The sequence below is a fragment of the Bacterioplanes sp. CLAM21 genome, assembly GCF_059641015.1.
The window spans coordinates 696,010-722,866 of sequence record NZ_CM184929.1; the positions used below are offsets into that span (position 1 = coordinate 696,010).

Here is a 26,857-nt window from a genome sequence, read left to right on the forward strand (position 1 = left end):
ATGGTCAAAGGCTGCCGCTGTGGCCAGCCAGTGCCGTGTCTGGACCGTTATTTATGCCGGTGTTGGCAAGGTGACTTCGTCAACTCGCGCCAGCCAGGCGATGATTTCCGGATACTGCTCAATGATGGCCCTGCCTTCAGGAGTGCCAATAATGGCGCTGATCTGACTGGCGACGGCGATGTCAGCCAGGGTCAGTTGATAGGCAACCAGCCAGCGTTTGCCACTGAGCCAGGCGGCCAGGGCCTGGCAATGGCGGCGTAAGTCTTGCTCTACCATGGGCCAGCTTTTTCGTCCTGTCCCTTGTATCTGCGCCGTTTTGGCAATGATGCCGGGAGCCACTATGCGTAATAACGGTGCTAGCCAGGGGTGCTCGTCGGCACAGGCTTGCGCCGCCCAATAACCGGCATTGCTGCGCAGGCCAAAGCGCAAATGAATTTCAATGAAGTACAAGCTTTCGTCGGCCCAGTCTTCAAAAAAATGCACCATTGCCTGATCGGCTGGGTCATCGGGTATCAGGTTGACGTTGGGATAGCAGTGCTCAAGCTCTTCAATGATATTGGTTGAGTCAGCAATCACCCGATTATTAATGGCCACTATGGGTAATTTGCCGGTACGACTTAGGCTTCTGACCGTGCCGGTCAGGGTTTGCCACAGACTGATATTGACCCTTTTATAGTCCAGGTGCTTAGCGTGCAGTACTCGCCGTACTTTGTCGCAGTAAGGGGAAATTGGGTACTGATACAAACAGATGTCGGCCATAACAATGTCTCTAAAGCTCAGTGCCAGGGGCGCGAATCCTGTGCCCCACCAAAATTGCCAAACTCAGCAGTGTATCGGTAAAAACCCGTACGTCTAGGTCTGTATTATCAGCAGCGCTGCGACTTCCAGCGTCTACACTGACAAATAGCAAGGTCCCAGGGAAACAAGGAGGAAGGGACATGAATATTTCTGTCGTCAGTTCCACTCAGTCGGATACACAAGCAGCCTGCCAAGAAGTACTGCAAGCTCTGACCAATACACAGTGCGATCTGGTCATTGCCGGGTTTAATACCGAACACAATGCTGAGCTGCTGCAACAACAATTGATGCAGCAGTTTTCTTGTCCCGTGATGGCTGGCTCATCCTGTCTTGGTGCACTGGCCATTAATGATGAGGTGAGCACCACGGCGGGTTTAGTGTTGTGGACTCTCAGCGATAGCCGTGGTCACTATGGCGTCGGCTATTGTCGCCAAGGTACGGATGCCAAAAGTGCTGCCATAAAAGCACTGGAAATGGCACTGGATCAGTCTGGCCGCAGCTCGGAAAGCCCGGCGTTATTGTGGTGCATTTTACCGCCGGGTGATGAAGAGCAAATTCTGCAGGGTTTTGCCGAGGTGGTGGGGCCCAATGTGCCGGTGTTAGGTGGCAGCAGCGCAGACAACGATGTATCGGGCAAATGGCAGCAGTTTAATCAACATACCGCTGGACGAGATTTGATTCAGGTGGCGGTGTGTTTTCCATCGGGCAGTGTTGGGATTTCATTCAGTTCGGGATATCAGCCCTGTGGCTCAGCGGTAACTGTGACCCAGGTGGAGCAGCGCCAACTGCAACAGCTGGATCATGAGCCGGCCGCAGCCTGTTATAACCGCTTAACTGGCGGTGTGATTCAGCAACATTTGGGCGGTGGCAATGTGCTGGCACTCACCACCTTGCATCCATTGGGCAGGCGCATCCCTATGGCCGAAGGGCCAGATGACTATCTGCTTAGTCATCCTGATGCTGTAACTGAGCAGGGCGCTCTGACGCTGTTCTCTCAGGTCGAGGCCGGAGAGCAGTTGCAGCTGATGAGCGGCAGTATTGAAGGCTTGGTCAATCGCGCCCAGCGCGTGCTGGATAACGCCTGTCAGCTACTGCCTGAAGACGAGCAGCCGCAAGGCGCGTTAATGATTTACTGCGCCGGCTGTATGTTGACCATTGGTGAACAGGTCAATGTGATGGCGGAGCAAATACAGCGTCACTGTGGTGTGCCTGTGTTAGGGCTATATACCTTTGGTGAACAGGGCTGTTTTGTCGATGGCTCCAATCGTCACGGTAACCTGATGATTTCCGCTGTGGTATTTGGCCAATGACGATCAGTACCGAAGAATTACTGGAAGCCCTGCGGCGCGAAAACCGATTGCGTCAGCAAGCTGAGGCACGGCGGCGTGAAAGTGATTTGATGATTACTGGTATGCAAACCATCTTGGAAGCAACCAGTGGTGATCAGCTGTATCAGCATACCTTTGCACTATTCGCCAGCCTGATTGAATACGACTATGCCTTGATTCTGGAACGTCAGAGTGACGGCTCATTGCAGTGCATTGCTGCCAATGATGAGCGTTGGCTGACATATAGCTGGCCATTAGACGATGTACTGCAACGCGCGTTAAATGGCGAGCCCTGTGCTGTGGTTGCGGCGCAGCGTCAGCCCGCCTGGCAGTCCCATGGTGATAACGCCGTTGGTGCGGTTTTATATGGGCCTTTTAGTGGTCAGCAGCATGAAGCTTTATTGGTGTTTATCCATCATCAGGTCGGCTTTTATGTGCAAGAACATATTCATCTATTACAGCGTTATGGTCAGCTAACTAAGCAAGTACGTCTGAGCTTTGAGGCCAAATTACAGGCGCTGGAAAGCAGCGAATTAAAACGTGCCAAAGAGCGCGCAGAGCAAAGCCTGATTCATGCCGAAAAAATGGTATCGCTAGGAACACTTGCTGCAGGTGTGGCCCATGAAATAAACAACCCCGTCGGTTTTATTGGCAGCAATCTGCATTACATTCGTGAGTTTTCTGAATTAAGTCAGCAATTGGTGGGGCAGTTGATGGCAGCATTGCAGTCTGCCGATAATGAGACAGACGACCATAAAGCAGCCATTCAGCAGTGTTTGCAGCAACTAAAACAGGAAGATTATTTAGACCGTTGCCAGGAGCTGATCGATATTGCTGGCGAATGCAATGAAGGTTTACAGCGTATCAAAGACATCATTGCTGGTTTGCGTACCTTTTCTCGCCAGGATGACAATGTCAAAGAACCCATCGATATTAATCAATGTGTGCGCACCACATTGAAAATGGTCAATAACGAACTTAAGTATCACTGCACCGTGAATCTTCAGTTGCAGCCTGTAGGCAAGGTACTGGGTGCAGCCGGACAACTCAATCAGGTACTGACAAACCTACTGGTGAATGCCGGCCATGCGATCGAAACCCAGGGCACAGTCACGGTTAGCAGCGGTCGACAGCAATTGCCACAAGGCTGGTTTGTGTATGTATCAGTAGCCGATACTGGCAAAGGCATTAGCACTGAGGATATGGCGCGCATTTTTGACCCCTTTTTCACCACCAAAGAAGAAGGCAAAGGCACTGGCTTAGGCTTAGCCATTAGTCATTCCATTATTGAAAAAATGGATGGCTGGATCGACGTTGATAGCCAGCTAGGCCAGGGCAGTAAGTTCACGCTATGGCTGCCAGAGTCGCCAGCAGCCGAGCCGTCGTAGATAAAGCAACTCCACTTTGCTGTTTGATGCTTACCTCTCAACGGCGCAGCTCATTGATCGCTTATGACTCGTCAGAGGGCGCAAATAACGCGGCAATCTGCTCACTAGTAAGGGTGTCTGTGTCATTAGCGAATTGATAGTGGGCAGGTTTTTTATCGATATAATATTGCATCGTCATATTAAATGGCTGATCAGCAAATAAACCCACTGGCAGACTATAACGGTTATCTTGTTTGAAACGGCTGTAAAGGTGGGTACCGCATTGGAGACAAAACGCTCTGACTGCCCAGGCCGATGAATCGTATTCTTGAATATATGACTGGCCGTCAAAGTGTACTTGTTGGCCGCATGGGCTCATCATCAAAGGTCCTCCGCTCCAGCGTTGGCAGCTACTGCAATGGCACACTGTAAAATCTGGATTTAGTTCGGCTGTAATGCTGACGGCGCCGCATAAGCATTGGGATTTGGCTGTCATGGCAGGTATCCAAATCAGCAGTATGGCGTGTGAGTGCTTAACGGGGCAGAGTGAATTTCAGCAAGGCAGTGTTGATGATATAGAACAATGAAAGGCTCTAGGGCCTGTTAACACTATTTAGCTTTTTGCTGCTGCAAGTCAGTTTTTTGAGCCATGAGGAGCGTGGTTAAACTGGTCAGATCATATACAAAACCCGGCTTAGGCCGGGTCTTGTTCGTTAACTTCTGACTCGTCGTTGCGCGGTTTGACCAGTCTGGCAAACAGGACACCGACTTCAAACAGAAGCCACATAGGCACGGCTAAGATGGTCTGCGAAATCACATCTGGCGGCGTCACTAACATGCCCACGACAAAGCAGCCGATAAAAATATACGGACGTTTCTCGCTCAACGACTCCACCGTCGTCATACCTGTGAGCACCATTAAGAAGGTGGCGATGGGTATTTCAAAGGCGATACCAAAAGCGAAAAAGATCTTCAGAATGAAGTTTAAAATATTGCTGATATCGGGCAAAAACGAGATGCCTTCAGGGCCTGCTGCGGTAAAAAATGCAAAGGCCAGTGGCAGTACAACAAAGTAGGCAAAGGCAATACCGCTATAAAACAGCACTATGCTCGACAGTAGCAAGGGAATGGCAAAGCGTTTTTCATGTTGATATAAGCCGGGTGAAATAAAGGCCCAAATCTGATGAAGAATAAAGGGCACTGCCAGTAGCACCGCCAATACCAAGGTCAGCTTAAAAGGTACCAAAAAAGGCGATGCCACACCGGTGGCAATCATATTGCTGCTGGCGGGCAATAAACTCGATAGCGGCTCGACCAGAATCAGATATAAATCGTTGGCAAAATAAAACAGGCTGAGAAACAAAACCAACACCGCCAGTACGGCTCGCAGTAAACGGTTTCGCAGCTCAATCAGGTGCGCAATAAGGGGCTGCTCGTGATCCTGACTCATGAAGATTTGTCGTCGTGTTCTTTAGGTTGTGCCGGCGTTGTAGTGGTCGTCGACGTGGTGGGTTTGGGTGCAGGCTCGCTAACATCGTCATCAAGGAAAGTGGCGTAGGGGTCTTTGAGCTTTTCGCGCAGTTCTTCGGTGCGAATCTGGCGCTCCAGATCGTCCTGAATATTATTCAGTGAACGGCGCATGCGACCAATAAACAAACCGGCAGTACGCGCCGCTTTTGGCAGTCGCTCCGGCCCTAATACCAGTAAGCCGATGATGGCCACCACCATCAGCTCGAGAAAGCCAATATCAAACATTAGCGCTGGTCTTTGTCCTTGCTGTGACTGAACTCAGCATCTTTGGCCGGCTGCTCATCTTTCGGCAGGGTTTTCAGTGGATCTGCGTCTTTGCTGTCGTCTTCGGTCTTGTCATCGTCGTTGAGGGCTTTCTTAAAGCCTTTGACTGCTCCGCCCAGGTCACCGCCTAAACTGCGCAGTTTTTTGGTGCCAAAAATCATGATGACAATGGCCAGAACGATCAATAGTTGCCAGATACTGATACCGCCGAGCATGAGTTACCTCGTTATTTGCATGGTTAGGGCTAGGCACATAGTGCGGCCACCGATTGTTGTAATTTACCGTCCTGGGCCGAAGATGGGTAGCGTTTCCGCTTTAACCTGCGTCCTGGGTATCACTTAAAGCCCGGTAAGGAGTCGCCGCCAAGCAGGTGATAATGCAGATGGAACACTTCCTGGCCGCCTTCTGCACCGGTATTCACTATGGTTCTGAAGCCTTTCAGTTGCTGCTGTTTGGCGATGGCCGGAAGCTTCAAGGTAAGGTGGCTGACCAGTGCGGCATCGTCTTCTTGCAAATGGCCGAGACTCACCAAGTGGCGTTTGGGTATCACCAATAAGTGGGTATCGGCTTTAGGGGCGATGTCATGAAAGGCCAGAATTTGATCATCTTCGTAAGCGATGCGGGCGGGAATTTCACCAGCAACAATTTTACAAAACAGGCAATCACTCATGGGGCCACCTCATTGTCTGAGCAAGTTATTTCGGCTGGCGGGATGCTTTTTCATCCAGGCCTGAGATATCAAAACGCCGTGCCAGTTCCGCCAGTACCGCTTCTGGCCGTTCACCCAAATGGGCTAACGCCACCAGCGAGTGGAACCATAAGTCAGCGGTTTCATAGATAAGGTCTTGGTTATCACCGCTGTGCTCTGCGTCTTTGGCCGCCAGTATGGTTTCAGTGGCCTCTTCACCAACTTTTTCCAGAATCTTGTTAAGGCCCTTATGGTACAGACTAGCAACATAAGAGGAGTCGGCTTCGGCTTGCTTGCGTTGTTCCAGGATATCACCCAGAGCAGAAAGAATATCACTCATCGCTGTTTCAGTTTCATTAACCGGGAGCTTACCGCTCAGTAAATTTCGCTGGGGTCTTTGATGACCTCATCCACAGTGCGCCATTGACCATTGTCATAAACGCGATAAAAGCAGCTTTGGCGACCGGTATGGCAGGCAATACCGCCTTGTTGCTCGACCTGCAACACGATCACATCAGCATCACAGTCAAGACGCACCTCGTGCAGGGTTTGGCTATGGCCGGAGCTTTCGCCTTTACGCCATAACTGCTGGCGCGAGCGGGAATAATAAATAGCGCGTTGCTCTTTGACGGTTAACTCCAGCGCTTCTCGGTTCATCCAGGCCATCATCAGAATACGACCACTGGCGTGATCCTGAGCGATGGCTGGCACCAGCCCTTGGCTGTCCCACTTCACTTCATCAAGCCATGTGCACATAGTGTTCCCCTAACAATACGACGGCGCAGCATAACGTACCCGGCAGAGGCGGCAAAGTCAGGCTTTGATCAGCAACCAGGCCAAACCGCAGGCGGCGATGGTTAAGCCGGCCAAATCGGGTAAGCCAAGTAACGGCGCGTGCCACCACAAAAAACCGCCAGTCAAAATGCCGCCAAAGCCAATGGCTTGATGGCGTTTTTGCTGGCGTTGCTGCTGTATATCCTGGCGCAAGGCTGCCAGCTCACGCTGCAGTGCTTGTTGCTGTTCATCCATATGATTAATGCGGCTCAGTGCCCCATGGACCAGACCAGGAATCTGCGGCCCTTTTTCAATCCAGCCGGGTAATTGGCGTTTTAGCTCGCGCCATGCGGCTTTAGGACCAAAGCGATCGCGCATCCAGCGTTCTAGGAAAGGCTTGGCGGTGCTCCACAAATCCAGTTGTGGATATAACTGCCGTCCTAAGCCTTCGATATTGAGCAGGGTTTTTTGCAACAACACCAATTGCGGCTGCACTTCCATATTAAAGCGCCGGGCAGTACTGAACAGTTGAATCAACACCTGACCAAAGGAGATCTCGGCCAGAGGCTTGTCGAAGATGGGTTCACAAACACTGCGAATGGCGGCGGCAAACTCGTGCACCTTAGTGCTGGGGGGAACCCAGCCAGAATCTATGTGCAGCTGTGCGACCTGATGATAATCCTGGTTAAAGAAAGCCAGCAGGTTCATCGCCAGGTAGTTTTGATCTTCTTCGGTGAGGCTGCCAACAATGCCGCAATCAATGGCGATGTACTGGGGCTGTTGTGGGTTGTCGCGTGATACAAAAATATTGCCTGGGTGCATATCGGCATGGAAGAAGCTATCGCGAAACACCTGGGTGAAAAAGATTTCGACCCCGCGCTCAGCCAGTACCTTCATATTGGTGTTTTGAGCATTGAGGGCGGCAACATCGGCCACCGGAATGCCATAAATACGCTCACTGACCATCACCTTGCTGCGAGTATATTCCCAGTACACATCGGGCATATACAGCATGTCTGAGTTGCTGAAATTGCGCTTTAGCTGAGTGGCATTTGAGGCTTCTATTTGCAGGTCCAGCTCGCCATAAATGGTATGGCGATAGTCTTCCACGACTTCCATTGGCTTTAGCCTGCGGCCATCGGCGGAGTATTTCACTAATAGCCGTGCCATGGTTTCCAGCAGCTGCAGATCTCGCTCAATGGTATTTTCAATACCAGGGCGTACCACCTTCACCACCACCTCCTGGCCAGCGTCACTGTCGTTGGCTGGATGCAACCTGGCAGCGTGCACTTGGGCAATGGAGGCCGAAGCTAATGGTTTAGCGGAAAATTCGGCAAATAACTCACTCACCGAGCGCCCCAGTTGTTGCTCAATTAAGGCCACCGCTTGGGCTTGATCAAATGGCGGCACATCGTCTTGCAGTCGGCGCAGCTCTGCGACTATGTCATCGGCAATCAGGTCCGGGCGGGTAGACAGAATCTGGCCGAATTTAACAAAAATAGGGCCCAGTGCTTCGAGCGCCAGGCGCAGACGCGCCCCACGGCTGTATTTCGAGGGCACTGGGTTGAGCCGCCAAGGAGCCAGCCACAATAAAATGCGCAGCGACAACGGCAGCTGCTGCAACGGCACTAGGCTGTCGAGGCGGTACTTCGTGAAGACAAACAGGATTTTCCAGAGGCGCCACCAATTGGCCATAACTCAGTCCTTAGTGCGCGCAGCGAGCAGTTGTTGCAGACGTGCTTCAAAGCGATCGGTGTCGAGACGCAGCTGATCGACGGCGCTGGCAAATTGCTCCAGTTCCTGACCATGGACCACCAATCTGGCCTCATCCTGCAGGTAGTCGCTCACCGCGATGCGATTGGTACGGGCAGTGTCTTGCCCCCAGCGCAGCAATCCACGCAGGGTCTTGCCCAGCTGGTGTGCCATTAGGCCACCGGTTACTGGGCTGATGAGGGCTTCCCAATCGACATCGAGACGATCGGCAATGCGTGCCAGTGACAGCACCAGCTCAGTATCGCCATTAAGATCGATGGCACTGTTGATCAAGGCGGCAGCTTTATTGTCGGCACTGGCTAATTGGGCAAAGTCGAGCATGCGTCCACTGACGCTGGCATCGGCCAATTCGGCACTGGCAGAAAGACTCACGCCATCGTCAAACAGGCGTATACCTAGAACAAATGGCAGTTCAGCAATATGCACCGCCAATAGCCGTCCTTGTTGACTGGAAAGGGCCATCAGGGTGGCTGGGTCGCGGCGCAGCACCGCATTGATGGCCTGCTCCAGCGGCACCAATGCTGCCTGTAACACACTGCTCATCAGGGTTTGATGCCACGGTGCAGGGCCACCACACCACTGGTCATATTGTGATAGCTGCAGCGCACTAATCCGGCGGCTTCCATCATGCCTTTCAGGGTTTCTTGATCTGGGTGCATGCGAATGGATTCGGCCAGGTACTGGTAGCTGTCGCTGTCGCCGGCGATCAGTTTGCCCATCACTGGCAAAGCGGAAAACGAATACAGATCGTAGGCCTTACTCATCACTGGGTTGGTCGGCTTGGAAAACTCCAGCACCAGCAGACGGCCGCCGGGCTTCAATACGCGTGCCATAGAACGCAGCGCGGCGTCTTTATCAGTGACATTACGTAGGCCAAAAGCGATGGTAATAACGTCGAAGCTGTTGTCGTCAAACGGCAGACATTCGGCATTGGCCTGTACATAGTCGATATTGCCAACAAAGCCTTGGTCGGTGAGGCGGTCACGGCCAACATTGAGCATGGAAGAATTGATATCAGCCAGCACCACCTGACCTGTTGGGCCAACAATGCGAGAGAACTTTTTGGTTAAATCACCGGTACCGCCAGCCAGATCCAACACTCGGTTGCCAGGGCGCACACCGCTCATATCGATGGTGAAACGCTTCCACAGGCGGTGCACACCAAAAGACATCAGATCGTTCATGAGGTCGTATTTGCTGGCCACCGAGTGAAACACGTCCGCCACCATGGCTTGCTTCTGTTCGGCCTCGACCGTCTGATAGCCAAAATGAGTGGTATTGTCTTTAGGCTGCTCTGCCATCTGGGCGCTCCGTCTGGGAAGGGCTGATTGAACCGGCATTTTAGCGACCTCGTGGGTGAAAGTCTTGCGTTGCGGCAGTATCGGACCTAGGCGCCGAATGTCTTTGCCGTATGCTGCTGACATTACTGGACTACCTACGTTGGAGAGAGCTGTGGTCTTGTTAGGGCCTGTTAACACTATTTCGATCACGCTGTTATTAGGAGAAAATCCCTCAATCAAGGCGCGAAGATGGATGTTTAACGAGTTAAATGAAAGATGAGCAACACGGATTGAGGGATTTTCAGCCATAACCCGAAGGGCTGGAGTCCGTTTTTCCCTGAGTCGCGTTATTCGTTGCTTATTTAACCCGTTAAACAACGCTCCTCATGCCTTACTCAAGAAAAAACTGACTTTCAGCAGCAAAGAGCTAAATAGTGTTAACAGGCCCTAAACAAAACCGTCACTGTCGTGTTTTGGTGTCTGGCGCTAGTGGCCTGGCAGCAGCAATGGCAAGGTTGGCTGGCTATGTTGCCCGTTGCCGCCTTGGTGGTGGCAGCTATTCACTTGCTGGAAGTGGCGTATTTTTGGCTCAGTTTAAAGCCGCGTAGCCAGCAGCCGGTTAAGGATGCGCTGCAGATACTCCTGTTTGGTATCTTTCATCTGCAGCGTTTTATGCGCCCAGCTGGAGGGTAATTGCAGTGGCTACTGGTCCTCTTTGAGCTGCTGCAACCTTTGCTCTTCGGCATTCTTAACCAGCTCACTGACCTCTTTAGCTTTGTCGAGTGCTTGTCGCTGACTTTTTAGTAGCTCGGTTTGCTCTTTTTCATCGTTAGCTGGACTACAGGCAACGATGAACAGAGTGAATAACACTGTGATGGCTTTCATTGGCTTCTCCTCAAAATAAAAACAGTTTAGGCGCTTGCAGCGGAAGACTCTGCCAAGGCCAGCACAGTTTCACGCAGTGAGTCAGCATTGGCTTGCATCGGAGCAACGGCAGGCCCGGCTTGCAGGCTTACCCGTGACCAAAAGCGTTTGGGGCGGGTGGTAAGGGCATGGCCATCTTTATGGCTAAAGAAACTTCCCCACAAACCCGTTAATGCCATGGGCACCACGGGCACCGGTGTTTCTGCCACAATGCGTTCGATGCCTTTTTTAAACTCATCAATAGTGCCGTCTTTTGTGAGCTTGCCTTCTGGAAATATGCACACCAACTCGCCGGCCTCTAGCTCTTCTTTTATTCGTTCAAAGGCCCGCTCATACGTCGCTGCATCGGCCTTGGGTGAGCAGATGGGAATGGTTTTAGCGAGTTTGAAAAAGGTTTTTAAGCCTGGCATCTGCGAGATGCTTTTATCCATAACAAAGCGAATTGGGCGTTGATACGTTCCGGCGATTAACAGCGCATCGACGTAGCTAACATGGTTGCACACCAGAACTGCAGGTCCGTGCTCGGGAATGTGCTCAAGCCCAGAATGTTTCACTCGGTATAAGGTGTGGCTGAGCAGCCAGATCATAAAGCGCAGAGCAAATTCCGGCACGCGAGTATAAACATATACCGCCACAACGATATTCATAATGGCCAAAATCAAAAAATAATCGCCAATCGATAGCCCCAGTACACCCAGTAACAGCATGCCGATCACGGCACTGGCGACCATAAATAACGCATTTAATACATTGTTGGCGGCAATAATCTGGGCGCGGTTTTTGTCATCACTGCGCTGCTGAATAAGTGCTTGCAAAGGCACCACAAACAATCCACCAAAGACGCTAACCAAGGCAATATCGGCCATCATACGCCAGTGCTGTGGCTGTTGGATAAAGGCCATTGCACTCATGGCCTCGGTCACCTGTAATTGGCCGATAGCAAACCATAGATCAATGCCAAAGACACTCATACCCAATGAACCAATAGGAACAATGCCCAATTCAACTTTATGGCCAGACAAACGTTCACACAGCAAAGAGCCTGCAGCGACGCCGAGAGAAAACAGCGTCAATAACAGCGTCACTAATTGGGTTGATCCACCTAGATACTCCTTCGAAAAATTCGGGAACTGAGTCAGATAGCTAGCACCAATAAACCAAAACCAACTGATGGCGACAATGGCGAGAAAGACGGCGCGATTTTGACGAGCCTGTTTAATGGTATTAACCAGCTCAGTGAGCGGATTCCAATTGATGCGAAGATCGGGATCATTGGCGGCAGCCGGTGGAATAAACTGGCTGCTGATAACGCCAAATAGTGCAAAGGCAATCACCGCAGCGGCCAGCCACAGTTCTTTGTGACTAAAATCGAACAATAGACCTGCGCCTATGGTGCCGGCCAAAATGGCAACAAAGGTGCCCATCTCGACTAGGGCGTTACCACCTACCAGCTCGTCGGCATGTAAATGCTGAGGCAATAACGCAAATTTGACGGGCCCAAAGATGGCTGACTGCAAGCCCATTAAAAACAATAACGCCATCATGCCCCAAACGTTGCTGCTGACAATACAAAAAGCAGCCATCAGCATAATGAGCAGTTCCAAGCGCTTAACCCAACGAATAAGCAGCGACTTTTCCGTTTTATCGGCGATTTGCCCGGCAATGGGCGAAAACAAAAAAAACGGCAAAATAAAGATGCCGGCAGCCATGTTAGTCAGCAGGGCGCTATTGTCCTGGCTGGCGATGCCGCCAAATGCGATCAATAACAGCAGTGCATTTTTATATAGGTTGTCATTAAAAGCCCCTAGCGCCTGGGTAATAAAATAGGGCAGGAAGCGGCGTTTACCCAGCAGGGCAAATTGACTGTGCTGCTGCATGATTAACACTCCTTGTGGGCCTGACTCCAGGCGCTGACGTAGTGGGTAATTAGTGAATCCATCATGGCCGGTCCGTCATCAGACTGGTGAGCAAACAGCTTTTCGCTCAGTGCCAAGACACAAATGCCGTGCACCGAAGCCCATAAGGTACGTGCTGCACGTTGGCGTTCCAGCACGCTAGCCTGAGGAGCCGCCTGTGCCAGAATGGCCTCGAGTTGAGCAAACAAATCACTGATGCGCTGTTGCTGCCACACTGGCAGGGCCTCGTCTTCCGGTAACCGGTGATCAAATAACAGTTGCCATTGATAACGATGTTGCTGGGCAAAGTCGAGGTAGGCGTGGGCCAGAGCCTTGAGTTGTGAAATGCTGCTATCCATCTCTACCGCTTGAGTCTCTGTTGACTGGGTAGCCGCTAGGTGGTTCGCCAGTTGATCTAAGGTATGAGCGTTGACGTTCAGCAGCAGTAGGTCGTAGCTACCGAAGATGTTGATCAAGGTGCCTGGTGAATAGCCCACTTGCTGCGCCAGTTTACGTAGGCTCATATCCCCCGATGGCGCTTGGCGTAAATGTGCCAGTACGGTTTCTATGGCCAATCGGCGTAATTGCTCATGGCTGTGGTCTTTGCGTCTTGCCACGTGAGGAGTGCTCTCGTAAATCGACTATGAATCGCAACTATAGTGAACAGTGTTCATAATGCAAGAATATTCTGAACGCTGTTCATATTATTGTGATGATGTTCATATGCGGCTCTGGATGCAGCGATCGTAGGGTCAGCTATGCCTAGTGCTGATCTGGTTTTAGTGCTGATAGGAAGGGGCGTGAGACTATGACTGGTTAGTGCGTAGAGGCAAACTCTTGCCGACAGGATCAGATCGAACAGAATGAAGCAGTACTCTTGTATCCAGGCGAAAATATCCGGCCGCTAATAACGGCGACATCCTATCAGCATTACATTGCGCTGGATGGCCGTTGGCAGCAAACTAGAAAAATCTATACCCGCAGCTGCTATTCATACAGGCTGGATAAAGTATCCATTAATTTTGCACCGCTTTCTGTTTTTTGTTTACCACGCAATCAAATTGAGGGCGGCTTGTGCACAGCCGAAAGCGTGATGGAACGGCTCAAAGCCTGAGCACGCCTAGCCAGAGAACTCGGATGGCCCGCTGAAAGCATACGAACTTCTGACTCAGGGCACTAGAGTGACTTCATCGCTAATCAGAGCAAGCGTTAGTGCATATTAAAGCGCTTGCTGCATTTTTCCGTATAAGGCAGTCTTCCGCATAGATTCGTTGCAAGGCGGTTTGGTACGAGTGAAAAGAAATCTGAGTATTCTCCCGCAGAGGTTATTTTTATGAAGCGCACATCCTTGCTATCAGACGTTAGCTTAGTGGATAACGTGGTACTGTTTGATGGTGTTTGCCGCTTGTGCTCCGGCTGGGCGCGTTTCTTGATTCGCTTTGATCGTCAGTGCCAGTTTAAGCTGGCCACGGTGCAATCACCGCAAGGGCAAGCATTACTGCAGCACCATGGGTTACCCACCAGCTATTACGACAGCATGGTATTGATTGAAAATGGGCAGCTATATACGCAATCGACGGCATTTTTACGTGTGATAAAGCGCTTACCCTGGCCTTGGCCATTGTTGTATTTGGCTTGGCTAATACCAGCCCCGCTACGCAACTGGTTATACGATCGCATTGCGTTAAACCGCTATAGACTGTTTGGGCGTTATCAGCAGTGTGTGGTACCGGATAAAAAATCGTTGTCGCACTTTTTACAAGATAAAAGCTGACTTAACGGATAAGCTCATAATCTCGCTTTGTCCGAGATTTTCATGGACAATAAAAGTGCAGTGCGGGCACGTGGCAGCCATAACAGTGTAGTCAATTGGAGATAGATCATGGAAAGCGCTGAACACTGGTACGCATTAACAGCAGTTTTGCTGTTTTTAAAGATGTTTTTTCTTTCTGTTTATCAAGGCTACCATCGAATCGGAAAACGAGTTTATAAAACTCCCGAAGATGCCGCCCTTATGCGTTGTGAAGTGGCCAGCGAAGAGTTGCCTCAGGTTCAGCGTGCTGCCCGAGCCTGGCTTAACGATCTGGAAAATATTCCTATTTTCTTGGCGTTGGCTATCGCATTTATCTGGTTAGGCGGTTCTTCTGTAATGGCTGCATGGCTCTTTATGAGTTTTACGCTAATGCGATACTTGCATACGCTATTTTATCTTGTTGGCATGCAGCCGTGGCGCACCCTGGCATATGCTGGCGGTATTTTATGTTTGTTTGCTCTCAGTAGCGAAGTAGTCTGGTTGTTATTCTGATGTCATATTTGCCAAGCTTGTCGTTTAGAGTAGAGCTTTGGCTTGGTTGTATCGCCGAAAATGTCGAGAATGCTGATGGCGAGTGAGTTGGTTAGGCAGTGGTTTGATGCAAAATCGGCATCGCTGATCTTTCCAGTCTGGCTGCTGCTCGGTGGTGGAGTTGCTACACTCAAGTCATGCCTATCAGCTTTGTCGGAGCGAGCTATGCCTATCTACCTGGATCGTCACTATGTTGAGGGGGCCACTCGCAACACCCTGGCGTTAGCTCACGAAAAGGATTTGGAAATCCAGGATGAGTTTAATGTGAAATTTCTCACCTACTGGTTTGATGAGGCGCGCAGCACAGCGTTTTGTTTAGTGGAAGCGCCTGACAAGTCAGCGGTAGAGAACACCCACAATGCAGCTCATGGTGATATCCCGGGAGAGATACTGGAGGTTGATCCCGCTATTGTGCAGTCCTTTCTTGGCCGTATAGCCGACCCTGAAACCACAAACAATCAACCTGCCCCAGTCGATAGTGCTTTTCGAGGCATTATGTTTACCGACCTGAAAGATTCGACTCTAATGACCACCATTTATGGCGATGAAAAATCCCTGCATCTGCTGCACGTTCATAACTCTTTGTGCCGCAATGCGTTTAGACACTATGGTGGACGAGAAGTAAAACATACCGGCGATGGCTTTATGGTGTCGTTTGACGATATTGGCCAAATGCTGGCGTGCGCCAAAGACATTCAATATGCTTTTTCAATTTACAATAATAAATGCTCGGCTGATGAATCCCTGCAAGTCAGAATTGGGCTGAGCGCAGGTGAACCCATTGAAGAGCACGGTGATTTATTTGGCAGTGCCGTGCAAAAGGCGGCGCGTCTATGTTCGATCGCGAGTCCGGGCAAGGTGCTGGCCTCGCAGGAAGTTTATGAACTGGAAACTGACCCGCAAGCCTTTAGCGGCAGTGAAAAGGTGGTGGCAAAAGGTTTTGATGGTGGCCTGCAGGCGTATTCACTTAACCTGACGTCCTGACATCGGCATTAGCGTGACAGCTCTTTAAGATGTAAGCGCGCGCTTACTCCAACAAGACTATTTCAGCAAGATTTTATCCGCATACCTTCGCCGTCTGTGTCAGCATATGCTCAATAAAGCTGCGCACTTTTGCCGACATATGCTTGCGACTTGGATAGAGCAGATACACCTCGACCGGCTGTTTTTGATAATCAGCAAACAGCTCCACCAATTGCCCCGTTTGCAACTGATCACCCAATACAAATTCCGGCATACGCGCTATACCAACACCGGCACAGCATAAACTTAGTTCCAGCTCAGAGCTGTTGATATTAATGCGGCTGTCAACTTCTACCTGAATATCCATGCCATATTGGTTTTTATAATCCCACTGACGCGGCCTACGTAGATTGCTGTAGGTTAAACAGGCGTGCTGCTTTAATTGCTGCGGATGAGTGGGTGTGCCATGCAGGGCGAGGTAGTCCGGGGAAGCCAGGGTCAGCAGCTGTGAGCTCATAATTTTGCGGCTGATCAGGCTGGAGTCCGGTAACTGTGATGTTGCCCGTATAACCACATCAAAGCCATCGGCCACCACATCGACATGGCGGTTATTCATATCGAGATCCATGCTCACTTGTGGAAAACGTGCCATAAAACTCGCAAATGCCGGCTGTAGGCGGGCAATACCAAGGCTATAAGGGCAGCTAACGCGCAAGTGGCCACTGGGCTGTTGCTGCTGTCCTGACAAGGCATTCTGCACTTCGCTGGCATCGGCGATGATCTGCTGGCATTGCTGGTAAAACAGCTCCCCTTCGCCCGTGAGATGCTGGGTGCGAGTGGTTCGGTTCATCAAGCGCACCCCAAGCCGTTGCTCTAACTTATTGATTTCTTTACTGATATAAGACGTTGAGTGGCCGGTATTATCGGCCGCGCGGGTAAAGCTGCCAGCGTTGACGACTTCGGCAAAGATCACCATGCCATCCAGCAAGTTAGTGGGCTGGCCCATAGCGGTACTCCTATTGCACAAAGGTTAAAGCATGGCTTATTAAAAGTCATTTGGAAATAATAACTCCACGATTTGCCTATTAATCTCAAATGATGGCCAATGTACAGTGTTCACATCACTAGAGGTGCTTGCATGACCAGCACCAACATTATTCGAGGAGTTTGAGCATGAAAGTACTGGCATTTGCAGCAACCAACAGCAAAGCATCCATTAACAAGCAGCTGGTTAGTCACGCAGCAGACCTACTAACCAGCAATACTGGCGCCGAGGTTGAGCTGCTGGACCTAAACGATTTTGAAATGCCCATTTACAGTGTCGATCGTGAAGCTGAGCACGGCATTCCGGAGCCTGCACAGGCGTTTTTTCGCAAAATAGGCGAGGCGGATGCCATCGTAATTTCCTTTGGCGAATTTAATGGCAACTACAGCGTGGCCTATAAAAACGTGTTTGATTGGGCATCTCGCATCGATAAAAAGGTGTACCAAGACAAACCGGCAGTATTGTTATCGACTTCGCCCGGCCCAGGAGGTGCACAAAGTGTATTAGGCATCGCAGCTGGATCAGCGCCGTTTTTTGCTATGGAAGTAAAAGCACAATTATCCGTGCCGAGTTTTTTCGATAATTTTGACGAAGAACGTGGTGAACTCACTAACCCTGAGCTGGCTCAGCAGCTGCGCTCTGCGTTGGCCAGTTTGGTGGGATAAAGCGGGAATTAACGATCCAGTTGTATGCCCTCCACGCGGGTGGGCGAACAACTCAAAGTGTATGTCGAGGCGGTTTCTGCTAGGCAAAAAGCAAAGAAAAAGCGCAGCTTACTTGCGATAAGTGAGCAGTTGACCGGGCTCGCGATCGAGGCGCTTTTTAACGCCAGGCCCTATGCCCTCCTTGAGGGATCTTATCCCTCACGCCGGGCGGGCGAGCTCCCTGCCTTGCGCTAAGCAGACCTTTCCCCTGCGTTTGCAATGCTGTGGTCGCCGCATCACAAAAAGCCTACGTCCCTGTAGGCCTTTTGTTGGCGCTGCCGTCCTGGCAGCCCCTGCGGGCACGGTCATTGCGCACTTCGGCGGCCTGCTAGGCGCGGAAGACCTGAGCGCGAGACCGAGCATTTCTCCAAGGGTAGAATGTCTTTGTTGAAGTGCTCACCCGAATGGAAAGACGCTCGGTTCAAATACACAGTCGATCTGGAGGCTGGGGAGTCTGGTGGCACGCTTTCCTGGCTGGCTTGCCTATATTCCCCTGGGGTGGTAGCTTAAAAGTCCTAGAAATCAGTGAGTTAGTCTTAGAGCGCCAGAACTTTGAGGCGTGGATAGTAGGCGAGCACGTTTTTCTAGAGGGGAGTATGAGAAAAAACAGGATATCCAGCTGTAACTCAATGACTTGGAAGAGATACCCCGAATGGTTCTGGCTGGAAAAACAGGCATGCACACTATTAAACTGTTAAGCCATGTCAAAGGATCGGAGTATGGCCAAAGAAATAGCAATCGCAGTAGCGTCCAGTCTAATAACGACTGTAATTCTTGGGGTTCTTGGCTACTTTACAATAGTCAAAGAAAATCAAATTAAGATCACGCACCTTGAAAATCAACTTTCCGGCATAGCTGCGAACATCAAAGATTCTTCTAATTCGGTATCTACATTAAAGCTATTCGTAGTTTCCGCACACCCAGATAAAAACATACTCCCTCTTGCGTCACAGCGTAAGTTAAATGACCTGGCACCTTCCGAAATAGCCATATTAGCAAGCGATATTTCTCAGTATGAGCCTTCTCAGCCGGTCAACGCTATTTGGGTTTCAGATAAAACCGAATCAATCATGCAGCAACACAACATCACTAAAGGTGATCTTAAACAATATATAAAGGTCGTAAGCTATAAGCCTGGCCAATAGGTTTAACCAACGCATTAAAGCCGACCCATTACACGCTTGCTGGGTCGGCACATGGCCTCACAAGACTAGCAAGCGTGATGGGCGACTTATGCGGGCGTTAGTAGACAATGATGCTGTCAAAATCGAAAAAATATTATACCGAAGCACTCCTTGCCAAATACGGATCACCCAAAGGCGCTTCAATATCTGAGGTTGATAAACTCGAACAGGAATTAGGTATTAAACTTCCAAATGCCTTGAGAGAGTATTACCTCTGGATGGGAAAACATTCTGATGGTCCTCTTATCGGGACAGATTGCTTTATTGGTGACTTAAAAGATAACACCGCATACTTGCAGGAGTTTCTGACTGAGAATGGGCTAGAACATCCAGTAGATTCTGAATATTTAGTATTTTACTCTCATCAAGGCTATGTCCTTGCTTGGATATATCTAAAAGATGGTGATATACCAAACGTTTATTATTTCGGTGAGGGTAATACAGATCAAATAGTGGTTGTTGATTCGATGGATGAATGGTTTTTGGATGATTTATCAGGCAACCATTAATCTACTAACAAACCAAGCCAGTTCGCCAGCGAACCGGCATGACAAATTAACGCGCTGCGCTAAAAACCAATTTTCCTCTGCTTAGGTGCGTTAAATTTCAAGGAAGTATCAAGTTGGACGAGAGAGATCAAAAAGCATTAAGTGACATCGAAGAGTATGGCTTCCACGTACTCAATGTTGCAGAGGGTGAAGGAGAGCCTTCTTTTACCTATTCCATCGGAATTAATGGAACAACCGAGACACCGATTCTAACCTGACACCCCAATGGCGATCACTTCCGCATCGGCTAGGCTGAGTATCTGTGCCGCGAAGTGGGAGTACCATCATGCCCAAACCCAGAAAACAACAGATCTCATTAGAAGCCACTCCCTATTACCACTGCGTATCACGCTGCGTGCGACGCGCGTTTTTGTGCGGTACGGATCATCACACTGGCCAGTGCTACGAGCATCGCCGTGGCTGGCTGGAAGATAAGTTACTGTTCTTGCTACAAGTGTTTTGGCGTTGACGTGGCCGCCTATGCCATTATGAGCAACCACTATCATGCCGTTTTATTTGTTGAAGCTGAACGAGCGAGCCACTGGATCGACACTGAAATCATCGAACGTTGGCACGTGCCATTTTAGCGGAAATATGCTGGCTCAGCGTTTCATAAACGGTGACGAACTGGGAGTCGCCGAACAAAACTGTCTGCGAATTTATGTGGGTGAATGGCGTGCACGACTGTCGAGTATTAGTTGGTTTATGAGAGTACTGAATGAAGCCATTGCGCGAGAAGCCAATCAGGAATATCAGTGCTCAGGCCGTCTATCATTTCGCTCGTCCTTGAGCTAAACCCTACGGGTGGCATAGTCGAGTCAATATTTACCGAATATTGATGGGAAGGCCGGTTTAAATATCAAGCACTCTTGGATGAAGCCGCACTGGCGGCGTGCATGGCCTATATCGAACTTAACCCCGTTCGTGCCAAAATGACTGCTACACCTGAAAAAGCAGCCCACACATCGATTAAGCGTCAGATTAAAAAAGGCAAAGCCAGCAAGCAGCCCAACCATCCTAGACCACAACCTAGGGAATTATTGCCCTTCGTGGGTAATCCTCGGCAATATATACCACCAGGAATTCTAATGAAGCTGACGGATTATCTTGAACTGGTTGACTGAACTGGCCGGATTATTCGGCATGATAAGCGCGGAGCCATAGCCCAAAATACGGCAGTTATTCTCGATCGTTTAGGCATTGATGATGCTCAATGGTTAGAAATAATCCAACATTTTGAGGACTGCTTCCATATCTTGGTCGGCGGTGAAGAAAAACTTCGCCTGGCCTGTGAAACGCTGAATTATCAGCGCTCACCTGGACTCAGTCGCTGCCGTTCATTACTCAACCGATCAGCCTAGTTCCTCGACCGCTTCGGAATAACCTGAGGCATCCGCTCTGGGGATAACCTACGCCCTCAACACGACAATTATGCGTAAAACGCATCACACAAGCTTATTTTGAATACTCCTGCTCAAACAAAACATGCGGTTGACAGGCGGAGGTCATCACTGGAACAATCAATCTTAGAAAGAATATCTCCATTGATTTTACATTTTTTTGTAAAAACTTGAATCCTGACTTTGATAGTATGTTTGACTGGAACTAGGCCGGATCTTTGCTCCGGTAATAAGAGATTTATGGAACTTACCAATACCAAGTTTGTTAGTTACAACCCTAACATAAAGCAACTAAAGCTGACTAAGCCGGAGAACGTCGGTCATTTCTTTGTTAGTATTTTCTTGCTTCCAATGATTGCCATTGTCTTTGCTTTGGTTTTCTATTGGTCCGGTCTTCCACTAGTTAGCTTAGCTTTCTTAGTATCGACTGCTGTAGTTGGTTACTGGATTTTTAAGTCTAGCTTTCGTGTTAAGTATACTTTTATAAGTTTTAACTCTGGTAAGCTAGTGATTCTTAATATTTTGGGAGGTAGGTCTGAGTATAACGTAAATGATAATCAAGTTTCGGCGAGACTATTTTATCGAGTTATAAGTAATGTCCGATTTCTTTCGGTTGGCCTAAATATTGATGGTGATGATTTCATTGTTTTAGCGTCGGGCGAGGAGCATCTTGATTTGTTTGAAAAAGTCGTTGAGTTGATCAACAGTTGTTGTGGAGGGCATGAGAATACTAAAAGGACGCGTGGCAAGCTCAAAAGCCCGCGCGTACCGCGCTACGGGAAATTTCACTGAGTCGGTTTTTGAGGCGTTAATAGTCTTAGTTGATATCGAGATGTTTGGATGATAGATTTTTCAATTTTACCTATATTTTTCACCGCAGTTTTCTTTCTGGCCATATCGCCAGGCCCAGATTTGGTTCTTATTTCTACTTACTCTTCGACGAAGGGCTTTCAAGCGGGGTTCATGGTAGCTATTGGTGTATTTTTCGCGGGTATTTTGCAAACGTTGCTCGTAGCTTTAGGTTTAGGGCAATTGATGCAATCAATGCCGGTCTTTGCGTATGCGATAAAGATTTTTGGTGCCTTATATTTGAGTTACGTAGGCATAAGGATGTTAAGTAGTTGGTTTCGTAATAATCAGCAATCTACTGACGCTAGGTCTGGCGATAGAAATTTAACCAGCTTAAGTTTGATAAATAAAGGACTCTTAAATAACCTGCTTAATCCAAAGGCTTTGTTGTTCTTTAGTCTTTTTTTGCCTCAGTTTTCAACTGGGGTCGGTTCACTTCCGGTCCAAATTTTAATACTTGGAATTTTTCTCAGTGGTTTTGTCTTGTTAGTCAATTGTGCAGTTTCATTGGCATTCAGCCGATTTGGCAGGTTGGTTAGCAAAGATTTTGGATTAGGCCGTCACATAGATGGGCTGTTAGGATTTATATTTTTAGGTTTGGCAACTCGCTTAGCTACCAGTAAATAACGAGTGCTAACAAGGATAAGTCGGACATCCACTCGAACTCGCTAACCTGACTCACTAATTTCTCGGTCTGGCGCCCTGATTTTCTGCGCTTTAGCAGGCCGCCGGCGTTGGCAATGGCTGTGCCCGCAGGAGCTGTCAGGACGGCAGCGCCAACAAAAGGCCTACAAGGACGTAGGCTTTTTGTGATGCGGCGACCACAGCATTGGCAGCAGAGGTGAAAAGGCCTGCGCAGCGCACAGCAGGGAGTTCGCCTGCCCGGCGTGAGGGATAAGATCTCTCAAGGAGGGCATAAGGCTTGTCGGAAAAGAAAATGCAGATACGCGTTAAAAAGCGTCTCGACCGCGAGCCCGGTCAAATGCTCTGTGACTATGTGCAAGCTGCGCTTGTCGGGTATAACTTCTGCTCGCTTTTTACCTTAACGTAACTGCCTTGATATACGCTTTTAATCGTTGGCCAAGCGCGCGGAATAACCTCAAGAACTGCCTAGAATTGAGCCGTTATCAGCTCATAACTGCGGAATAGCGCTAACAGCCCTTAGTGAATAGCTGCATTAAATAACAGCTATTCACCAAAAGCGGATGTCGGTGGTTGTTTAACCGCCGCTAGAGGCGACGCAGTTTACCCCTTTAAAATCGGCGGCATCCTGGCACAGCTCCATCAAGGTCAAGTCACCATTGCTATCCCACTGCAGCACAGTAAAGGGATAGTCTGAGCCAGAGGTCAGACTATGAGAGACGGAGACACCACTGCGATCTTGATTAATCAAGGTTTCTAAGGTGCCGGTTAACTCGCCGTTGCTATAACTTCTTTGTATTGAACGATCTACGCTGGTGCTGTAATCGCTTTGCAAAGCACCGGTTTCGTCATCATAGCCAAAGATTTCTAAATCACAGTTTGGCTTTTGAATGATTTCTAGGGTGGTACGTTGCTGGTGCTCGATACCATCTCGGTCGACGCCGGTTTGGCGAATGCTCCAGTGCTCGCCGTCGTCATCCTGGCTGTAGGTGATGGTTTTTGTTAGCTGGTCTTGAATGATGGTCCATTGCGGGCCCATATGAAAAAGGCCTTCTTCACTCTTACCCATGCCCAGAAGTAAACCACCGCTGCTTAAGGTGAAATAACTTTCTGGGTCAAAGCCCGCCGGATTACTGCCAGAGTGCTCGTATTCGTATGGGCGGCCTGGGTATTCTGGCAATGGCTGGCGCAAATTTTGGCTGTTATCAATGCTGCAGTCGATAGCTTGCACCGTCGAACCTGTGTTACCCGAGTCACCTGAATCCACCGCAGAACCGGAATCGTCGATGTTGTTATTGTCTGAGCTGCTAGAACCGCCAGAAGAGCCACCGCAGGCGGCTAAAGACAGCATGATTGGAAACAGTAATAAACGCATTATTCAAGATCCCTTTAATTGATGTTTCGCCACCCTACCGCTTTCTCTGTGTGATGGGTGAAAAAATTGGCAATAAATGTGACGTTAATTGTTTTTTTACATAAAACCTGTAGACATAGAAGCGTTATTGCTACTTCAAACCTTAACTACGTAGCTACAAGGTGACCCCTCTGGCGCTCCAGAGCGGGCCGAAAGATTTAGGGCTTGGTTAAATATTTGTAATATTCAGGCCAGTTTGCTGTTAGCTCGGTTGGTTACAGTAGGGCTGCGGGCTGGAATCGAATATCTCCAGAATCGCTTCTATGGTTAACCTATTCTGGAGGTTGCGTATGACAGAGTATTGCAATTCATTATCAGTGATTCTGGCCTTGTCGTTACTGGCAGGCTGTGGTGGTTCTGGTGGCTCGGGCGGCGGAGATGCCGAGCCTGATGACAATCCATCTTCCCCCGACATTGTTGAAACGCCGACCTTGCCAGCTGAGCAAGACGGTTTTTTTGCTTATTACACGCGCACCAATACGACATCCGATCAAAGCGGCTCCTACTATGGCCCCTACGCCGATATCGTGGTGAACTTGGGTCCGCAAGGGCGGCTGATTTTTTCAAGCAGCAGCAGTTATCGGCCAGTATGGCATTTTGGCGAGCGGCAACAGGCGGTTGAGCATCTAGCTCAGATTCAGGCGTCGGTAGGCAGTGAGTTGCAGTTTGATGGCCACCAGGGCTTTGCTTATGCCCGCATTATTGAACAGTCCGCCGATGAGGTGGTGGTGCACTGGCGCTATTTAAAGCAGCCATCGGCAGATCAAGCCCGCAACCCAACCGCCGTTGTGCATGAGCTGTATCGTATTAAATCAACGGGTGAGGTGAGTCGTATTTACCGCCCGGGCACAAGCACCATTGAGCAATGGCAAAGTGGTATGGGAGCCATTGAACAGCAGTTACAGTTAAGCCCTAATGGTATTGAAGTCCTCGCTAGCCAAGCGCTGACCTTGACGCCAGAGGCCCCAGCACAGGCTAACCCTGTGAAGACCGTGCAGTTAGGCGAGCCACTGCTGGCGCATTGGCGCTTTGATGATATGCAAGGCGAACAAGCCAGTGACAGTCAGGGCCAGTTACACGCTCAGATCGACTCCCACGGTGGCCATTGGCAGGGCGGTATTTCTGGCGGCGCGCTGGCGTTAGATGGTTATCGTACAAAAGCACAGCTAGACAGTGCCCAGTTAACAGATTTAGGCAGCAGTTACTCCATTCAGGCTTGGGTAAACCTCGCTGCCTTGCCATGGAATCTTGCGCCCATCGTGCATCGCTCCAATGCCTTTGGTGAGCAAGGCTTGTATGTGGGCATTGACCCATCGGGCTATGTGATCGCCACACTCAATGGTCAAACGCTGCAATCCAATGAGACAGTGCCACGCCATCAATGGACACAAGTCGCGGTGACCGTTGGTGAGCAATTAGTTTTGTATGTTAATGGTACCGACGTCGCGCGCAGCCCGCGCAGCGCAGAGCTGTCATTGCCCGATGTGCCCTGGGTTATGGGCTTAAACACCATGGCTAAGGCCGCCAGTGACGGTGTGCGTAGCGATGACACCGACGAGTTTCACCATTTTTCCAGTATTTATGGCATCGAAGGTTTTATCGATGAAATCAGTATTCATGCTGCAGAGCTGACGGCTGGTGATATTCTCGAAGACTATCAGCAGTTAGTATCCTCAACTCCAAGCGAGCAACGATCATTACCGGATTTGGACGCATTACCACAGCAGTTTGGTGCGTTGCACACACGGCTTAACTTTCACCGGCAATGGGACAATTTATGGCGTGTGCCTGAGTATGAGGACATTGTCGTACGCTTTGACGATAAACCGGTGAGCTATGTGTACTGGCGCGGTACATCACACGGTATGAATTTGGTCACAGACGATTATTGGATGTCGGATCAAAGCGTTGAAATGATTATTCCCGACCTTGAAGATGAAGAAAACGCCGGTGTTCCTTTTAATAATATTGTCACGCTGGCAGAGCATATGTCAGATAAAGCCGCGTTGCGCAGCCATGTGCGCTTAATTGAAAACTCAACTGCCCGAGTAAAAGTACATTGGCGCTACGCCGCCGCTGATGTATTTGGCACCCCAATTTTAGACAACGCTTTTATCGATGAAGTGCACACCATTTACCCGGATGGCATTGCCATTCGCAGTGTGTTTTATCATCCGGCTGCTAACTCGGACGAAGGTCCAGCACCCGGGGTGGTGTTTTATCAGGACTTTCAATGGTTAACCGGCCCAGGTCAGCGTCCAGAAGACTTTATGCATCGCAATGCGGTGTCTTTAGCTGAGCTGTCTGGCCCAGCAACGGATTTAATCTATCCCTATCAATACCAACAGGATGAAGACGGTGAAAGCATGCCGGCAGCTGGGCAAATTGCGCTGTTAAATAGTAAAACCCAGTGGAAGGTGTTTGGTATTTCCCAGGGCAACACCTTTTATCCGGCGGGTAATGATGAGCGCTCTTCTCATGTCAGTTTTGATGGCGGTGAATTCCCCTTTGCTGGCCCTTGGAATCATTGGCCGGTGGCGCAAATACCATCAGATGGTCGCTACGTGCGTGACTATGATCGCGTATCACACTTTGCCTTGGGGGTTTTAGAAGCCTTTAATTATGGCACTGGCTCTATGATGTATGGCTTTGCCGACAGCGATGCCAATGCCTTGGGTGACCCGACGGCGCTGCAAGGTTTAGCCAAATCCTGGCATCAACCTGCAACAGTCCGTGCGATTAGCGGTGCAGCCAACGAACAGGTGAGTTACAACAAAAATGAGCGCGCTTTTGAGCTGGAATACAGCACTGGCAATCAGCTCATCCTTACCGTTCAAGCCACGGCACAGCAGCCGTTATGGAACCCGGCGCTAGTGATTAAAAACTGGCCGTCGAATAACTTGCCAACGGTATCTGTAAATGGCACTGCAATGGCTGAGGCACGCGCGGCGATTGAGCGTGATACGGATGGGCGTCGCATGTTGGTGGCCTATATAGCGGGCCAGTACGACACTGATACCAGCATCCAGTTTGATTTATCACTGTAAACCACAGCGACAGCGCCGCTAGTAGCGGCAAGGCACCTGTGAATAATTCGGTGCCCGCAGAGCTGGGCAAAATAACTCAGAGGTGCCCGAGGTTTT

32 protein-coding genes are annotated in these 26,857 nt (G+C 49.7%); 16 read left to right on the forward strand and 16 right to left on the reverse strand.

Annotated elements, in window-relative coordinates; translation table 11 throughout:
• Positions 1 to 51 precede the first annotated feature (51 nt).
• Positions 52 to 759, reverse strand: coding sequence for a glutathione S-transferase family protein (locus AC55FS_RS03335; protein ID WP_496934650.1), 708 nt, complete (start codon positions 757 to 759; stop codon positions 52 to 54).
• 179 nt (positions 760 to 938) lie between these two features.
• Here AC55FS_RS03335 and AC55FS_RS03340 point away from each other — a divergent pair, with 179 nt between their 5' ends.
• Positions 939 to 2,108, forward strand: coding sequence for an FIST signal transduction protein (locus AC55FS_RS03340; RefSeq protein WP_496934651.1), 1,170 nt, complete (start codon positions 939 to 941; stop codon positions 2,106 to 2,108).
• Positions 2,105 to 3,514: a sensor histidine kinase gene (locus AC55FS_RS03345; RefSeq protein WP_496934652.1), complete on the forward strand. Its 1,410-nt coding sequence runs from the start codon at positions 2,105 to 2,107 to the stop codon at positions 3,512 to 3,514. The genes AC55FS_RS03340 and AC55FS_RS03345 overlap by 4 nt, the downstream gene beginning before the upstream one ends.
• Before the next feature lie 61 nt (positions 3,515 to 3,575).
• Here AC55FS_RS03345 and AC55FS_RS03350 read toward each other — a convergent pair whose 3' ends face one another.
• From AC55FS_RS03350 to ubiE, 10 genes are all read right to left on the reverse strand, one after another.
• Positions 3,576 to 3,989, reverse strand: a complete 414-nt coding sequence (locus tag AC55FS_RS03350; protein WP_496934653.1) for a GFA family protein — start codon at positions 3,987 to 3,989, stop codon at positions 3,576 to 3,578.
• Positions 3,990 to 4,187: 198 nt separating this feature from the next.
• On the reverse strand, positions 4,188 to 4,943 hold the full coding sequence (gene tatC, locus AC55FS_RS03355) for a twin-arginine translocase subunit TatC (protein WP_496934654.1): 756 nt from the start codon (positions 4,941 to 4,943) through the stop codon (positions 4,188 to 4,190).
• Positions 4,940 to 5,248, reverse strand: a complete 309-nt coding sequence (gene tatB / locus AC55FS_RS03360; protein WP_496934655.1) for a Sec-independent protein translocase protein TatB — start codon at positions 5,246 to 5,248, stop codon at positions 4,940 to 4,942. The genes tatC and tatB overlap by 4 nt, the downstream gene beginning before the upstream one ends.
• Positions 5,248 to 5,502 carry a Sec-independent protein translocase subunit TatA gene (tatA, locus tag AC55FS_RS03365; RefSeq protein WP_496934656.1) on the reverse strand — a complete coding sequence of 85 codons (255 nt, stop codon included), beginning with the start codon at positions 5,500 to 5,502 and terminating at the stop codon, positions 5,248 to 5,250. The genes tatB and tatA overlap by 1 nt, the downstream gene beginning before the upstream one ends.
• A 119-nt stretch (positions 5,503 to 5,621) precedes the next feature.
• On the reverse strand, positions 5,622 to 5,957 hold the full coding sequence (locus AC55FS_RS03370) for a histidine triad nucleotide-binding protein (protein WP_496934657.1): 336 nt from the start codon (positions 5,955 to 5,957) through the stop codon (positions 5,622 to 5,624).
• 25 nt (positions 5,958 to 5,982) lie between these two features.
• Positions 5,983 to 6,315 carry a phosphoribosyl-ATP diphosphatase gene (locus AC55FS_RS03375; protein WP_496934658.1) on the reverse strand — a complete coding sequence of 111 codons (333 nt, stop codon included), beginning with the start codon at positions 6,313 to 6,315 and terminating at the stop codon, positions 5,983 to 5,985.
• A 35-nt stretch (positions 6,316 to 6,350) separates the two neighbouring features.
• Positions 6,351 to 6,731: a phosphoribosyl-AMP cyclohydrolase gene (gene hisI, locus AC55FS_RS03380; RefSeq protein WP_496934659.1), complete on the reverse strand. Its 381-nt coding sequence runs from the start codon at positions 6,729 to 6,731 to the stop codon at positions 6,351 to 6,353.
• 57 nt (positions 6,732 to 6,788) lie between these two features.
• Positions 6,789 to 8,444: a ubiquinone biosynthesis regulatory protein kinase UbiB gene (ubiB, locus tag AC55FS_RS03385; RefSeq protein WP_496934660.1), complete on the reverse strand. Its 1,656-nt coding sequence runs from the start codon at positions 8,442 to 8,444 to the stop codon at positions 6,789 to 6,791.
• A 3-nt stretch (positions 8,445 to 8,447) separates the two neighbouring features.
• Positions 8,448 to 9,065, reverse strand: a complete 618-nt coding sequence (locus tag AC55FS_RS03390; protein WP_496934661.1) for a ubiquinone biosynthesis accessory factor UbiJ — start codon at positions 9,063 to 9,065, stop codon at positions 8,448 to 8,450.
• Entirely contained in the window at positions 9,065 to 9,823 is a 759-nt protein-coding gene (gene ubiE / locus AC55FS_RS03395; RefSeq protein ID WP_496934662.1) for a bifunctional demethylmenaquinone methyltransferase/2-methoxy-6-polyprenyl-1,4-benzoquinol methylase UbiE, read from the reverse strand. The genes AC55FS_RS03390 and ubiE overlap by 1 nt, the downstream gene beginning before the upstream one ends.
• A 447-nt stretch (positions 9,824 to 10,270) precedes the next feature.
• Here ubiE and AC55FS_RS03400 point away from each other — a divergent pair, with 447 nt between their 5' ends.
• Entirely contained in the window at positions 10,271 to 10,495 is a 225-nt protein-coding gene (locus AC55FS_RS03400) for a hypothetical protein (RefSeq protein ID WP_496934663.1), read from the forward strand.
• A gap of 9 nt (positions 10,496 to 10,504) precedes the next feature.
• Here the strand turns inward: AC55FS_RS03400 and AC55FS_RS03405 are convergent, their stop codons facing one another.
• Genes AC55FS_RS03405 through AC55FS_RS03415 form a run of 3 tightly spaced genes read right to left on the reverse strand, consistent with a single transcriptional unit; the run spans position 10,505 to position 13,238 of the window.
• Positions 10,505 to 10,687 carry a hypothetical protein gene (locus AC55FS_RS03405; protein WP_496934664.1) on the reverse strand — a complete coding sequence of 61 codons (183 nt, stop codon included), beginning with the start codon at positions 10,685 to 10,687 and terminating at the stop codon, positions 10,505 to 10,507.
• Positions 10,688 to 10,713: 26 nt separating this feature from the next.
• Positions 10,714 to 12,603, reverse strand: coding sequence for an MFS transporter (locus AC55FS_RS03410; protein ID WP_496934665.1), 1,890 nt, complete (start codon positions 12,601 to 12,603; stop codon positions 10,714 to 10,716).
• Positions 12,604 to 12,605: 2 nt separating this feature from the next.
• The gene (locus AC55FS_RS03415) at positions 12,606 to 13,238 is read right to left on the reverse strand and encodes a TetR/AcrR family transcriptional regulator (protein WP_496934666.1); all 633 of its coding nucleotides are present in this window, start codon (positions 13,236 to 13,238) and stop codon (positions 12,606 to 12,608) included.
• A 260-nt stretch (positions 13,239 to 13,498) separates the two neighbouring features.
• Between AC55FS_RS03415 and AC55FS_RS03420 the strand changes: the two genes are divergently transcribed.
• The 4 genes from AC55FS_RS03420 to AC55FS_RS03435 all read left to right on the forward strand — a co-directional run bounded on the left by AC55FS_RS03420 (position 13,499) and on the right by AC55FS_RS03435 (position 15,949).
• Entirely contained in the window at positions 13,499 to 13,735 is a 237-nt protein-coding gene (locus AC55FS_RS03420) for a DTW domain-containing protein (protein WP_496934667.1), read from the forward strand.
• Positions 13,736 to 13,954: 219 nt separating this feature from the next.
• Positions 13,955 to 14,395 (forward strand): thiol-disulfide oxidoreductase DCC family protein, encoded by a 441-nt coding sequence (locus AC55FS_RS03425; RefSeq protein WP_496934668.1) that lies wholly within the window; start codon positions 13,955 to 13,957, stop codon positions 14,393 to 14,395.
• Between the two features lie 108 nt (positions 14,396 to 14,503).
• The gene (locus tag AC55FS_RS03430; RefSeq protein WP_496934669.1) at positions 14,504 to 14,926 is read left to right on the forward strand and encodes an MAPEG family protein; all 423 of its coding nucleotides are present in this window, start codon (positions 14,504 to 14,506) and stop codon (positions 14,924 to 14,926) included.
• 204 nt (positions 14,927 to 15,130) lie between these two features.
• Positions 15,131 to 15,949: a nickel-binding protein gene (locus AC55FS_RS03435; RefSeq protein WP_496934670.1), complete on the forward strand. Its 819-nt coding sequence runs from the start codon at positions 15,131 to 15,133 to the stop codon at positions 15,947 to 15,949.
• A gap of 73 nt (positions 15,950 to 16,022) precedes the next feature.
• Here AC55FS_RS03435 and AC55FS_RS03440 read toward each other — a convergent pair whose 3' ends face one another.
• Positions 16,023 to 16,934: a LysR family transcriptional regulator gene (locus AC55FS_RS03440; RefSeq protein ID WP_496934671.1), complete on the reverse strand. Its 912-nt coding sequence runs from the start codon at positions 16,932 to 16,934 to the stop codon at positions 16,023 to 16,025.
• 167 nt (positions 16,935 to 17,101) lie between these two features.
• Here AC55FS_RS03440 and AC55FS_RS03445 point away from each other — a divergent pair, with 167 nt between their 5' ends.
• The 8 genes from AC55FS_RS03445 (at position 17,102) to AC55FS_RS03480 (ending at position 22,285) form a co-directional block, all read left to right on the forward strand.
• Positions 17,102 to 17,638: an NADPH-dependent FMN reductase gene (locus tag AC55FS_RS03445; protein WP_496934672.1), complete on the forward strand. Its 537-nt coding sequence runs from the start codon at positions 17,102 to 17,104 to the stop codon at positions 17,636 to 17,638.
• 758 nt (positions 17,639 to 18,396) lie between these two features.
• Positions 18,397 to 18,822 carry a hypothetical protein gene (locus AC55FS_RS03450; protein ID WP_496934673.1) on the forward strand — a complete coding sequence of 142 codons (426 nt, stop codon included), beginning with the start codon at positions 18,397 to 18,399 and terminating at the stop codon, positions 18,820 to 18,822.
• Between the two features lie 107 nt (positions 18,823 to 18,929).
• Positions 18,930 to 19,370, forward strand: a complete 441-nt coding sequence (locus AC55FS_RS03455) for an SMI1/KNR4 family protein (RefSeq protein WP_496934674.1) — start codon at positions 18,930 to 18,932, stop codon at positions 19,368 to 19,370.
• A 325-nt stretch (positions 19,371 to 19,695) separates the two neighbouring features.
• Complete coding sequence (locus AC55FS_RS03460) at positions 19,696 to 19,878, forward strand: Type I secretion system protein TolC (protein ID WP_496934675.1); 183 nt, start codon at positions 19,696 to 19,698, stop codon at positions 19,876 to 19,878.
• 35 nt (positions 19,879 to 19,913) lie between these two features.
• Entirely contained in the window at positions 19,914 to 20,204 is a 291-nt protein-coding gene (locus tag AC55FS_RS03465; protein WP_496934676.1) for a hypothetical protein, read from the forward strand.
• A 101-nt stretch (positions 20,205 to 20,305) separates the two neighbouring features.
• A complete protein-coding gene (locus AC55FS_RS03470; RefSeq protein ID WP_496934677.1) occupies positions 20,306 to 20,533 on the forward strand; it encodes a hypothetical protein in 228 nt (75 codons plus the stop codon).
• 516 nt (positions 20,534 to 21,049) lie between these two features.
• Positions 21,050 to 21,601, forward strand: coding sequence for a hypothetical protein (locus tag AC55FS_RS03475; protein WP_496934678.1), 552 nt, complete (start codon positions 21,050 to 21,052; stop codon positions 21,599 to 21,601).
• Between the two features lie 48 nt (positions 21,602 to 21,649).
• Complete coding sequence (locus tag AC55FS_RS03480) at positions 21,650 to 22,285, forward strand: LysE family translocator (protein WP_496934679.1); 636 nt, start codon at positions 21,650 to 21,652, stop codon at positions 22,283 to 22,285.
• 592 nt (positions 22,286 to 22,877) lie between these two features.
• Here AC55FS_RS03480 and AC55FS_RS03485 read toward each other — a convergent pair.
• A complete protein-coding gene (locus tag AC55FS_RS03485; protein ID WP_496934680.1) occupies positions 22,878 to 23,675 on the reverse strand; it encodes a hypothetical protein in 798 nt (265 codons plus the stop codon).
• 329 nt (positions 23,676 to 24,004) lie between these two features.
• On the opposite strand from AC55FS_RS03485, the gene AC55FS_RS03490 reads away from it, so the two are divergent.
• Positions 24,005 to 26,761 carry a LamG domain-containing protein gene (locus AC55FS_RS03490; protein WP_496934681.1) on the forward strand — a complete coding sequence of 919 codons (2,757 nt, stop codon included), beginning with the start codon at positions 24,005 to 24,007 and terminating at the stop codon, positions 26,759 to 26,761.
• Positions 26,762 to 26,857: the final 96 nt, after the last annotated feature.